Origin of the sequence: Nocardia pneumoniae NBRC 100136, from assembly GCF_000308755.1 — a bacterium.
Taxonomy (GTDB): domain Bacteria; phylum Actinomycetota; class Actinomycetes; order Mycobacteriales; family Mycobacteriaceae; genus Nocardia; species Nocardia pneumoniae.
Genome location: NZ_BAGF01000151.1, coordinates 78,525 through 90,201, shown reverse-complemented (window position 1 = coordinate 90,201; position 11,677 = coordinate 78,525). Strand labels below are relative to the sequence as shown.

General features: G+C 64.8%; 14 protein-coding genes. 7 read left to right on the top strand and 7 right to left on the bottom strand.

What is annotated here, in order from left to right:
• Positions 1-26: 26 nt before the first annotated feature.
• Positions 27-842 (top strand): formate dehydrogenase accessory sulfurtransferase FdhD, encoded by an 816-nt coding sequence (fdhD, locus tag ON34_RS31470; protein WP_040786676.1) that lies wholly within the window; start codon positions 27-29, stop codon positions 840-842.
• A gap of 285 nt (positions 843-1,127) precedes the next feature.
• Here the strand turns inward: fdhD and ON34_RS31465 are convergent, their stop codons facing one another.
• Positions 1,128-1,496, bottom strand: a complete 369-nt coding sequence (locus ON34_RS31465; protein ID WP_083889935.1) for an antibiotic biosynthesis monooxygenase family protein — start codon at positions 1,494-1,496, stop codon at positions 1,128-1,130.
• A gap of 46 nt (positions 1,497-1,542) precedes the next feature.
• Here ON34_RS31465 and ON34_RS35350 point away from each other — a divergent pair, with 46 nt between their 5' ends.
• On the top strand, positions 1,543-2,046 hold the full coding sequence (locus ON34_RS35350; RefSeq protein WP_083889934.1) for a MarR family winged helix-turn-helix transcriptional regulator: 504 nt from the start codon (positions 1,543-1,545) through the stop codon (positions 2,044-2,046).
• A 153-nt stretch (positions 2,047-2,199) separates the two neighbouring features.
• A complete protein-coding gene (locus tag ON34_RS31455; protein WP_040786673.1) occupies positions 2,200-2,934 on the top strand; it encodes an SDR family oxidoreductase in 735 nt (244 codons plus the stop codon).
• 143 nt (positions 2,935-3,077) lie between these two features.
• Here ON34_RS31455 and ON34_RS31450 read toward each other — a convergent pair whose 3' ends face one another.
• From ON34_RS31450 to ON34_RS31440, 3 genes are all read right to left on the bottom strand, one after another.
• Positions 3,078-3,566, bottom strand: coding sequence for a MarR family transcriptional regulator (locus ON34_RS31450; protein WP_040786671.1), 489 nt, complete (start codon positions 3,564-3,566; stop codon positions 3,078-3,080).
• A gap of 242 nt (positions 3,567-3,808) precedes the next feature.
• Positions 3,809-4,063, bottom strand: a complete 255-nt coding sequence (locus ON34_RS31445) for a hypothetical protein (protein ID WP_040786663.1) — start codon at positions 4,061-4,063, stop codon at positions 3,809-3,811.
• Between the two features lie 110 nt (positions 4,064-4,173).
• On the bottom strand, positions 4,174-5,193 hold the full coding sequence (locus ON34_RS31440; protein WP_083889950.1) for a haloalkane dehalogenase: 1,020 nt from the start codon (positions 5,191-5,193) through the stop codon (positions 4,174-4,176).
• 234 nt (positions 5,194-5,427) lie between these two features.
• Between ON34_RS31440 and ON34_RS31435 the strand changes: the two genes are divergently transcribed.
• The 3 genes from ON34_RS31435 (at position 5,428) to ON34_RS31425 (ending at position 7,403) form a co-directional block, all read left to right on the top strand.
• Positions 5,428-5,982 (top strand): anthrone oxygenase family protein, encoded by a 555-nt coding sequence (locus ON34_RS31435; RefSeq protein WP_218003962.1) that lies wholly within the window; start codon positions 5,428-5,430, stop codon positions 5,980-5,982.
• A 2-nt stretch (positions 5,983-5,984) separates the two neighbouring features.
• Entirely contained in the window at positions 5,985-6,470 is a 486-nt protein-coding gene (locus ON34_RS31430) for a cupin domain-containing protein (protein WP_040786662.1), read from the top strand.
• A 99-nt stretch (positions 6,471-6,569) separates the two neighbouring features.
• Positions 6,570-7,403, top strand: a complete 834-nt coding sequence (locus ON34_RS31425; protein WP_040786660.1) for an NAD(P)H-binding protein — start codon at positions 6,570-6,572, stop codon at positions 7,401-7,403.
• On the opposite strand, the gene ON34_RS37305 is transcribed toward ON34_RS31425, so the two are convergent.
• Positions 7,359-8,258 carry a hypothetical protein gene (locus ON34_RS37305; RefSeq protein ID WP_218003967.1) on the bottom strand — a complete coding sequence of 300 codons (900 nt, stop codon included), beginning with the start codon at positions 8,256-8,258 and terminating at the stop codon, positions 7,359-7,361. The two genes, ON34_RS31425 and ON34_RS37305, sit on opposite strands and share 45 nt — an antisense overlap.
• 420 nt (positions 8,259-8,678) lie before the next feature.
• Between ON34_RS37305 and ON34_RS31410 the strand changes: the two genes are divergently transcribed.
• Positions 8,679-9,844 (top strand): IS3 family transposase gene (locus tag ON34_RS31410; protein WP_373291996.1). Its coding sequence is split into 2 segments (ribosomal slippage): positions 8,679-8,964 and positions 8,964-9,844, totalling 1,167 coding nucleotides; the frame shifts between segments, so codons are not numbered across the junction.
• 37 nt (positions 9,845-9,881) lie between these two features.
• Here the strand turns inward: ON34_RS31410 and ON34_RS31405 are convergent.
• Positions 9,882-10,643 carry a site-specific integrase gene (locus ON34_RS31405; protein ID WP_040786823.1) on the bottom strand — a complete coding sequence of 254 codons (762 nt, stop codon included), beginning with the start codon at positions 10,641-10,643 and terminating at the stop codon, positions 9,882-9,884.
• The gene (locus ON34_RS31400) at positions 10,640-11,071 is read right to left on the bottom strand and encodes a hypothetical protein (RefSeq protein WP_040786656.1); all 432 of its coding nucleotides are present in this window, start codon (positions 11,069-11,071) and stop codon (positions 10,640-10,642) included. Before ON34_RS31400 ends, ON34_RS31405 begins: the two co-directional genes overlap by 4 nt.
• Positions 11,072-11,677: the final 606 nt, after the last annotated feature.

The window sequence follows — 11,677 nt, the reverse complement described above, 5'->3', positions numbered from 1 at the left end:
AGCTCGGATACCGGCGAGATGCGGTCATGTCGCGAGTGACCACTCGACGCCGGATGACGCGGGTCTCCGAGTCCGGACAGAGCGCTCGTCCCGATACGCTCGTTGTCGAAGAACCCTTCGAGATCAGGGTGGACGGAGTGCCGCTGACTGTCACGATGCGGACCCCCGGCCACGACATCGACCTGGTGCACGGATTCCTGCTCAGCGAAGGAATCATTCAGGACCGTGATGATGTCGTGGCGGCACGCTACTGCGCGGGTTCCGACGACAACGGTCGCAACACGTACAACATTCTCGATGTAAGACTGCGCCACCCCGTTCCGATTGTGAAGCGCAGCTTCCTGACCACGAGCGCCTGCGGGCTCTGCGGCAAAACAGCGCTCGATGAGGTCCGCGCGGGTACCAGATTTCCCATCCCCGCGCGTAGTCTCGTGATCGACGCCGCGACGTTGTCGGCACTGCCGAGTATTCTCCGCTCACGCCAAGCAATCTTCGATTCCACCGGAGGGCTGCATGCCGCAGGCCTTTTCACGGCCGACGGAACTGCGGTCGCGGTGCGGGAAGACGTGGGCCGGCACAACGCTGTCGACAAGGTGATCGGCTGGGCATTGCGTGAACATCGAATGCCCGGCCACGATCTTGTGCTGATCGTGAGTGGCCGTGCATCCTTCGAACTGGTGCAGAAGACGGTGATGGCGGGCATTCCCGTGCTCGGAGCGGTCTCTGCACCTAGTTCACTCGCGGTGGACATGGCCGCTGAATCAGGCCTGACATTGGCCGGATTCTTGCGTGGGGAGACGATGAACATTTACACCGGCGAAGAACGCATTGCCTTCGCTTGACTTGCGCAGTGACCTCCGGCAGGAAGCAGTCACGGCAGTGGCGAGATCTCGCGTGGGAGACGAGGATGTTCTCGACTTCGATCGGGTAGATGTTGAATCCGCCCTGGACGAACATCTCGGTGGCCCGGCCACTCAGGAAGATCGAGCCTCGGTGTCGACCCGGGTTATGTCGTTGGTGTGCAGCCAGCCGTCGCTGTCGAGGACACTAGCCGTGTCGGCGGGGCTTGTCGTGGTAGCCGGCCATGGTCGACACACCGCGAAGCAGGGAACTCGGTTGTCGATCGGTCATGGGAGCGTGTCGCCGGGCGCCACGTCGATCGCGGACCGGTAGACCATCGGCCGCGCGACGACGTCCAGGTCGGGGTCGTCGATCATCCGCCGGATCGATTGCTGCCACTGCGGGTCGGTGCGCGCCGCGTCCAGCGCGGTGCCGGTCTCCCATTCCGCCACGTTGACGAAGGTCAGTTCCGCCTTGTCGCTGACGGCTTGGAGCATGCGGGCCTGGATGAACCCCGGCGCTGACGCCATGCACCGCGCGTTGTCCTTCCAGCGGTCGAGGAATCGGTCTTTCTGCGACATCGGCACTGAGAAGGCGTTGATCAGAGTCACGGGCTGCTCGGTGCCGGCTGCGGCATGTCCGGTAGGCAAAGTCATATTGTCATCTTAGAAGACAGTCTTCTTAAATTGCTATACTTCGTGTGTGCTGAATCAACCATTGGACGATCGCGGCGCCTTCCTGCTGTCCCAGATCGGTCATCATGTCTCGCGCAGGTTCACCGAGCGGCTCGCCCCGCTCGGGGTCGAGCCAGCCCATTTCGGGATCCTGACGCACCTTGCGGGCGGTGACGGGCGCAGTCAGCAGGAACTCGCCGACCTGCTGAAAGTGCACCGCAACGCGATGGTCGGCCTCATCGACGAGCTCGAAGGGAGGGGCCTGATACAGCGGCGCCCGCACCCGGCCGATCGTCGTGCCCATGCGGTCCACCTAACCGAGCAGGCGCACGTGCTGCTGGCGGCGGCGACGGCCGAGGCCGAGGCCCTCGAGGGGGAAATCCTCGCACCCCTCGACGGCGCCGAGCGTGCGCAGTTGATCCAGCTCCTTCGTCGCACCTCCGCGCAGGCAGGGTTACCTCGGGGGGCGCATCCCGGTCTGCAGCGTCGGCGACGTGCCGCCCGCAGCGCTCCTGCACCTAGCTCCAGATAGATATATGTGATAGATATTATATGACATAGATACATTATCCGGCTGTGGCCGAGCGCGCCGGACGTGGAGAACGCCGTCCCGCCACCGGCTCGGTCCCCGCTGTGTCGACCACACGCGCGGATTCCTGCTGTCGGATCAACCGAGGAGATTGTCATGGCACACACCGACCGAGTCGCCGTCGTCACCGGCAGCGGGCGCAGCATCGGCCGCGCGATCGCGCTGCGCCTGGCCGCCGACGGGGTGAAGGTGGTGATCAATTACCGCACCAATGCCGCGGCCGCCGAAGACGTGGCCGCCACGATCGAGGCAGCCGGTGGGCAGGCGCTCGTCGTGCCCGCGGACGTCACCGATCCCGGCCAGCTCGAGTCGCTGTTCGACACCGCCGAACGGTGGCGCGGCGGACTGGATGTCTTCGTGCACAACGCGTATGGGTATGCGGCGGGGCCGATCGCGAAGGCGGCCGACGAGGACTACGCGCGGACGTTCGCCGCCAACTCACAGGCGGCGTTCTCCGGTTTCCGGCATGCTGCCCGCCGGGTGCGCGACGGCGGCCGTATCGTGTACATCTCCTCCTCGGCCACCCGCGCCAGCGATCCGTTCATGCCTCTGTATGCGGCGAGCAAGGCGGCAGGCGAACAGCTGGTCCGCGCGCTCGCCCGCGAGGTCGGACCGCGTCAGATCACCGTCAACAGTGTTCTGCCGGGACCGACCAATACCGATGCCACGCAAGGCATTCGGGACCTGTTGGCAGAACGCGTCGCCCGTACGCCCCTGGGCCGGTTGGGCGAGCCGGACGATATCGCCGAGGTTGTCGGGTTCCTGGCCTCTCCTGCTGCACGCTGGGTCACCGGCCAGAGCATCGCCGCGGACGGCGGGCTCACCGCCTGAGTCCGCGGCGCCCGGGGAGAGGTTCTCGCGGCCCGTTCGGCATCCGGGGAGACCTGGGCGCTGTCGGCGGAAGGGGGAAATGCTCGCCTCATCGGCGGACCGCCAATTTCTCCCGGCCACTTCGAGCACCAGATGGCTCGACGTCAGTTGTCCAGTGCCAGTTCTTCGGCGGATTGCTGCCCGGCGGCGCCGGTGCGCCGCAGGAAATCGGCGATCACTTCGAGTTCGGCGTCGGAATAGCTGCGGCACAGCTCGTCCATGCGCTGGTTCATGCCGGAGAATATGTCGAACAGGACGGAGTTGCGTTCGCGGACGGCCCGTAAGGTGACCGCGCGGCGATCGGCGGCGTCCTGGTCACGCTCCCGCGCAACCCAGCCCCCTTTTTGCAGGCGGTCCAGGATGCCGGTCAAGGTGGCCGGGTGCAGGCCGGCGCGGCGCGACAGCTCCGTGGGTGACATCGGCCCGTGCCGGTTGATCAGGTCGAGGCAGGTCATGTCCACGTCGCGTAACTCTGCCCGCCCGCTGAATCGCCGGTTGAGCAACGCCATCTGGATGTTCAAGTCCCGCAAGGCGTCCTTGACCTCCACGGTCAGCTTCCGGTGACCCCGCGACCTCGCCCGGTCCGTCGCCATCCTCGCCCTTTCTCCAGCACCCGAAATACGATATGAGTCTCGTATTATACGAACGGCTGGCATCGGCCGGTCGATGCCGTGCCGGTGCGCGACGGTTTCGGCGGTGCGCCGGGCTGCCCGGTCGGATCGGACGGACCGTGGCTTTCCATCGTCGTTTGCACGGCCTCGGGTGTCACGATTCGCTCGCACTGCACGCCACCTGTTTCGGGAGGTGGCGTGCAGTGCTGCCGCAGTGCGACGGCTTATCGACTTGACATGCACTTCTTGTAGTCGGCCTGTGCCCACTTGTAGCACTGTGCTCGTTGGTCGTTGCTCTTGTAGTTGAGATCGCAGAGCGCGATGGCCTTCTGATACATGTCGGCACAATTGCCGCCGGTGGCGTGGTAATCAGCGTGGCGGTCGGGCGAGGTGATCGTCGCGGCGGCCGAACCGGCGCCGAGGCCGGACAGGGCGGTCGACGCCGCTGCCGCTGCGATCACCAGAGAGAACTTTCGCATGTCAAACTCCGTTCAATGGTCACGCCCGCCGGTCCTGACACGGCCCGGCGAGCCGGATTCGGGCACACGAGTGGCCCGTTCGGATGTGTTTCGAGTCCCGCGCGTATGTCTCAGCGGCGAGACCGTGGTTCCGTCACCACCTCCCTCGGTCGGGTCCCGAGTTCGCCGTCGGCTTCGTCGTGGTGGGTCGGCAACCCGGTGCCGCTGGTCGCGCGGATGAACTCGTCGATCAGTCTCGCGAGTTCGGGGCCCCGGTCCTCTTGTAGGAAGTGACCGGCACCGGTGATCGTGGTGTGCGGCTGCCCCGATGCGCCGGGAATGTGGTTGCGCAACAGCGCGTCTCCGTTTCCGACGCCATAATCGCGGTCGCTGAACGCGCACAGCACCGGCAACTGCAATGTCGCGAGTGCGGCCCACGCGTCGCGGTTGGCCGGGGCGGCGTCGTCGAGACGCGAGATCGGTACCAGCAGCGGAAGCTGTCGCGGTCCGGCGAGATACGACTCGTCGGGGAACGGGGCGTTGTAGGCCGCGCGCACCTGCGGATCGAGGTCGGTGACCGTGCCACGATCGACCACCTGCCCGATATCGAACGGGTGGGCTCGCTGGCTGAGCTGCAGCCAGACCGCGTACGAATGGCCGAGGTCCTGGTCGCCGGTGGGGAAGAAGGTATTCGTCGCGACCACACGCCGGAACCGGTCGGGCTGCTCGGCCACCAACCGAAATCCCAGCAGGCCGCCCCAGTCCTGGCACACGAGGGTGATATCCCGTAACCCCAGCCGGGCGATTGCCTCGCCCAGCCAGTCGACCTGCGCCTGATAGGTGTGCGCGAAACGGTCGGCGGGTTTGTCCGACCTGCCGAAGCCGATCAGGTCCGGCGCGACACAGCGATGCCCGGCCCGCACCAGGGGCGGAACCACATGCCGGTACAGGAAGCTCCACGACGGCTCGCCGTGCAACAGCAGCACCGTCTCACCGGAGTCCTCCGCCGCATCGCCCGGTCGTTCGTCGACATAGTGCAGCCGCAGCCGGGTACCGGCCCCGTCGCCCGCGGCGACCTCCGTGTAGCGCGGCGGGAACGGGTAACCGGGCAGATCGTCGAATCGCGCCTCCGGCGTGCGCAGCACGGTCATCGCACGGTCGGTGCCGATGCCCATCGTGTCTCCTCTCGATCGGGCGGGGGAGCGGCCGGGCCGAGACCGACCAACTACGGTTTCAATAATGTATTTTTATCATATAATCGTGTTGTCGTAGTAGTGGTCTTCGAGAGTCGGGCACCACTCACTTCCGAAGAAAGTGGCGAAAGGATCCGTCGCACATGGCAATTCGGTATCCCGTTTCGGACAGCGGGCAGGGAAGGGCAGTTCGTGTCGCCCTCGTCTGAATCCCTCCGGCCCAGCCTGCGCAGCCGCGGCACCCTGCTCGCCTCGGCACGATTCGCGAGTCTGGTATTCGCGGGGATGTTCGCCGGATTCCTGATCACCGTGCTCGTAATGGAGCTATCGATGGGCGATGCCGACGGTGCGGTGTACACGCAGGTCCGCCACGTCGAGCTGATCGCCATGGACGTACTCGCGACCGTCACCCTCGTGCCCGCCATCATCGCCACCGCCACCGTGACGGTGCTGTACCACCGGACCAGCACCGCAGGTCGCCGGCTGGTCGCGGTCGCGTTGCTGCTCCTCGCGCTGATCGTGATCGTGACCGCCCTCGTCAACCTGCCCATCAACGCCGATCAGCGCGACTGGCTGATCACCGCGCCCCCGCAGAACTGGGCGGACATCCGCGATCGCTGGCAGCTCGCCCACGCCGCCCGCACCGCCGCCGCCGTGATCGCGTTCGGCTGCGTCGTCTTCGCCGAGACCGTCGGCACCCGAACTCAGCGGCCGTTCATCACCGAATCCCCCGATACACAGGAGTAGAGATGGTTCACACACCGTTCCAAATCACCGACGACACAGGCCGAGCCATCTGGCATTTCGGCTCCCTGATCCAACTCGACGCCACCGCCGAACAAACCGGCGGCCGCTTCGCACTCATCCGCCACACCTGCCTGTCCGGCACCGCCGCACCCCTGCACAGGCACACCCGCGAGGACGAACTGTTCCTCGTCGTGCACGGCCAACTCGACATCCACATCGACGGACACCGCCACCACGCCCCAGCCGGATCAATCACTCTCGCCCCCAGAGGCATCCCGCACGCCTACCGCGCAGTCACCCCAACCTGCCAATTCCTCACCCTCATAACACCCGGCGGATTCGAACACTGGTTCACCGAAACAGGAACGGCAGCAACCACACTCGCCTTACCGCCCGCACCGACTACTCCACCCGACATGGCCGCCCTCACCACGGCAGCATCCCGGCACGGAGTCGAAATCCTCGGCCCCCCACCGAGTTCAGAATGAGACGGCTCCGCGACGCACGCAGCGTGTCGAGGACCGGCGCACTTGCGCCGAGGCGAGCAGTATGTAAAGCGAAATTTCTGAACTAGATAGGAGATCTTGATGTTCCTGGTAACCGGCGCGACCGGCCTCATCGGCCGGCCGTTGATCGACGCCTTGATCAGTTCGGGCCGAGACGTTCGGGCACTGTCACGACAGCCCGCAGCAGGCCTTCCCGAGGAGGTCGAGGTCTTTTCCCTGGAGGCCGCCGAGGCCGCTATGACCGGGGTCGACTGCCTGTTCGTCCATCCACGAGCAACGCAGGACCACGTCGATGATCTACTGAAACTCGCCGCCACCTGCGGCGTCGCCCGTGTGGTGGTCATGTCTGCCATCAATGCCGACGACGAACCAACGCACCAGCCGTCGCGATACAACGGCGACCGCAACACAGAGGTGGAACAAGCCGTAGTCGGCAGCGGCCTGCCCTGGGTGAGCATACAACCGAGTTCGTTCGCCATGAATACCTTGACGATGTGGCGCAGCCAGATCGCCAGGGGCGACACCGTCTTCGGACCGTACGCCGGCTATGCCGAGGCAGTCATCCACGAACAAGACGTCGCGGACGTCATCGCCCACGCCATGTCCGACGACACCCTGCTCGGCCGCCGCATCCCGATCACCGGGCCCGACGCGATAGCTTTCGAGGGTATGGTCGCTATCATCGGCCAAGTACTCGGCAAACCTATTCGTTACCAACAGATTCCCGCGGACGCCGCCGCACGCGGAATGATCGAGCATGGGCTCGACCAAGGGTTCGTCCATGCCCTCATGGCCCGGTACGCCCGCGAACTGGAGCGGACACCGGTCGTAACCGACCACGTCGAGGCGCTCCTCGGACGACCAGCACGCTCATACACCGCCTGGGTACGCGACCACGCCGACGCGTGGACATGAGTTAGGACCCGGTCGCCGCCGACCACGACAACATAAACGGCCGGAAGCGCATGGGCCCGGTGATACCGGGGGCAACACTGCCGCGGACCAGAATGCTCTTGCCCGCAACCGGCGCACGCGGTCCCGGAACATGCCACAGCAGGCGTTTGCCGCGCCCGTCGGCCACGCAAGGCCGCACCGATCGACGTGCTGCGCGACGGGGTGCTGTTTCGAGGCCGCCAACAACTGCGGTACCCGCACCAGGATGCCGGTGGGTTCAATTGAGTTGGCTGATGTCACCCGGCAGAACATCTGCGTGACGTTGCGTTCTCGTTCCCGTTCGACGTTCGCGCGAGCGCCGTCGAGTGATCGCCGTAGAGTGAGGTTCTCGGTCCTGGCTTTGGTTAGGTTCTCGTTCAACGTGGCGAGACAACGTCGCAGCTCGGTGCGGCAGGCGTCGACACGCTGGATGCCGTGGTCGAGAGTGTTCCAGTCGATGATGCGGCGGGCGAAGGCGGGGTCGGCGGCGGTGGATTCGTAGGGTTCGAGGACCCAGCGCCGACCGGGATCGGGGCGTGGAGAGCGTACTGGAACGCTTCGTCGACGTAGTAGAACGAAACCTCGTAGCAGAAATCGATGCGGGCTGACCAGGATGCCCCTCCAATCGAGAGCGTCCAGCTCATCGTGGGCGACGAACATGAGGCCGATCGAGTCAGCTCCTGCCGCAGGCTTGATCGCGTAGCGGTTGGCCTGCGGCAGGCAGTCCAAATCGTCGAGGCGGTCGACGGTGGGGATGACTGGATACCCGTCCGCAGTCAGGTCCAGCAGATACTGCTTGCCGACCATGTCGGCCCGTCCGGTCAGCGAGTTGAACACACGGATGCTGCGGGCGGCGGCCTGGTCCCGGAACTCGTCGTATTCCCGGATAATCCGCCGATATCCGCAGCCCAGCAGCGCGCGACAGGTGTACGCCCGTTACTTGCGGGCTAGGGGGTGAGGCGCGCCGGTGAGTGCGACCAACACCTCAGCCACTTGTGCTATGCGCCTGGGATCGTACCGATCGTGGTGTTCGTGGTTGTCGATACGTCTGGGTCCGCGTTTGAACAGGCTCGCAGTGCGACGCCCGAATTGCTTCTCGACGAACGCCTCTGTGGTCTGACAGATCCAGTCCATGTTCACTTGTAGCTCGTCAGCCCAGGAGAGTTCACAACGGAACCGGCGGACGAGGTATGAGCTTGCCCCGGTCTTCCGGACACCAATAGTGAGGCGAGATACTCGCCTTCGAAAGGAGTCTGGATGCCACCAGCACACCCGCCGGAGTTCCGGCAGCGCGCGATCGAGCTGGCCCGCAGCAGCGACAAGCCGATCGGTCAAGTCGCAATGGGCTTGGGGATCTCAGAGTCGTGCCTACGGAACTGGCTCAAACGAGCCGACATCGACGCCGGCGCACGCGAGGGCGTGACCAGCGCTGAACGCAAAGAACTGGCCGAGTTACGGCGCAGGACTCGCCAGCTCGAACTGGAGAACGAGGTGTTGCGCAAGGCCGCGGCCTACTTCGCGCGGGAGAACGTCCTCCCAAAATAGTGTTCCCGGTGGTCGCGCAACTTGCCGAAGCCGGCATCCCGGTCACGGTTTCATGCCGTGTTCTGCGGGTGTCGACCTCCGGGTACTACGAGTGGAAACATCGCGGCGAGTCCGCGCGTGCCCGCGCCGATCGTCAACTCACGGCCACGATCATCGACATCCACATCGCGTCACGCGGCACCTACGGTGCTCCGCGGGTGCATGCAGAGCTGCGGCTCGGTCGAGATATCCGGGTGGGCCGCAAACGCGTGGCCCGGCTGATGTGCAGCGCTGGACTGGCTGGAGTCTTCCGCCGCCGCCGGGGTGGCACCGCCCGGGACCCGCAGGCCAGTCCGCACCCGGACCTGGTCAACCGCCGCTTCGCCGTTGAGGGCCCGGACCGGCTGTGGTGCATGGATGTGACCCAGCACCGGACCACCGAGGGCTGGGTGTACTGCGCGGTCGTGCTGGATGCGTTCTCCCGCCGCATCGTCGGGTGGTCGATCGCAGACCATTTGCGTGCCGAGTTGGTCTGCGACGCGTTGGACATGGCCCGCTGGCGGCGCCAGCCACCAGCCGGCCGCACGATCGCCCATTCCGACCACGGAGTCCAGTACACCAGCTGGGCCTTCGGGCAGCGGATCCGCACAGCCGGATTGCTCGGCTCGATGGGGTCGATCGGGGACTGCTTCGACAACAGTATGGTCGAAAGCTTCTTCGGAACACTGCAATTGGAGTTGCTCGACCGCAAACAGTGGATCACGCGCCAAGAACTGGCGAACGCGATCTTCGGCTACATCGAAACCTTCTACAACCCCGCAAGGCGACACTCGAAGATCGGAATGCTCAGCCCCGTAGAGTACGAACGAGCCCACACCCCCGCTCACGCAGCCGCGTGAGCATCACACCCAACCAGTCCGGGAAACCGGGGCAAGCTCAGTATTGGTAGCGGGCGAGATCAACTGGCCTACCGTCTTGGTAGCGCAGTACTTGATCGGTGGCTTTGCGACCACCACGGTGTCTGATGTGGCCGAGCAGTCGGTTCATCAGAGTGGGGGAGATCGGCTGCCACCGGATCGCGCCACCGTATTCGTGGAGTCGGACCAGGCAGTCGTCGCGTTCGAGGTCCTCGATACGCAGCGCGAGAACTGGTTTTCTGCGGCAGGCTGTTTCGATGTGTAACCGCAGGATGAGCGCGTCGAGTTCGGTGTCGTCACCGGTGGTCGAGGCCACGCGGCCGAGTTCCGCGATGTGGTCGAAACTCAATACCCGCGCCGGCCCGGGAGGCTGGGGTGTTTTGCCGGCTTTGGCGGCCGGATTCGCATCCGGTTGGATCAGGCCGTCATCTTGGGCGTCCTGGTAGAGGAAGCGCATCGCGGAGATGACGTTGGCTTCAGCGCCGCGTCCGCCCCTGCTGTTCGCTCGCACGACAGCTCGGCACCGGTGCCAGGCCGCCAACTCCTCGATCTCCACCACCGTGAGCGAGTCGAGAAGTCTTTCGCCCCAAGCTGTTTCGATGATCGGCCAGTAAGAGCTGTAATGGCTCGTGCCTTTCGGTTTCTTGATCGCCACCCGCCGGAGGTACTGGCTGATCGTGGGCATGCCCGCTCGATCGGATTGCGCCGATGCCAGGTCGTCGAGGGTCAACCCGAGCGAGCCCACGAACTCGAGCGCGATATCGACATCGTCACGCTTCATACGACAACACCCTCGAACAGATCCGGTCGATACGACCACAACGCCGCACCGACCGCCCGAAGAGGGCAGATGACGAGAACATCGCACTCCAGCCCACCAGCCATCAGAACCCGCTCGCCGACACGCAGACGCGAAGCGCGGCGTGCTGAGATCGGGAGGAACACATAGCCGTTCGCCGCCACCAAGGACTCGCTCTCGCCAACGCGAGTGATACGCAGCAGCCCCTGGCTGGGCTCGATCGACACCGGTTGACCGGCACTCCAGCCGAGCCTTTTCATCACCGACCGGTCACCCAACCGGCCCGCGGGATCGATCGTTGTCGTGGCACAGGTGAACTCACCCTTCGGCGGCACGGGTAACTCGACGGGAGGGAAGGCGAACGGAATCCCGGCCACCAGGGCGCTCTGGGGCTCCGGCGAAGCGTCCACGACGCCATCTGCTCGGTCGATCTGGCCGCTGACGTCTCTATCACCGCCTACGACACCAGACCGTGATCCGGGCGTCGAGGACATCGACTCGGTTTCCGCGATACCCCCGTTTGCCCCCACCGGGCTGAATGGCAGACCGCCAGAAATACTGTCCACGCTTCGATTACTCCTTCTAAACCCTGCAAACGATCCGCTGCCGCGCCGACATCGCGTTCACCATCGCCACGACCGGACCTCTGCCGCTGTTTCACAGCTCAGCCCAGGTCACCCGTGTCTCCTCTCCCATGACGATGACACCAACCCCTGAGCAGGAACAATCCACCCGACGCAAAGCAATTGCGGCACAAGCTCTTACAACATGCTACACCGCCTTCCGACGATACTTATGGCGTCCCAACCGATCGACGTCGGCGTGCTTCAAGCATTCAAAACGAATACCCTGCGCGTCAATATCAAAAGGGCACCCACGTTGTACGACTTTTCGGTGGAATGCACCCAGCGTGGGTGCCTTTTCTCTGTCGATAGATAAAAAGGCACCCACGCTGGGTGACTTTTCAGCCGAAAGGCACCCCACTGGTCGCTATTCGGCTTCAGTAGACGCCTTCA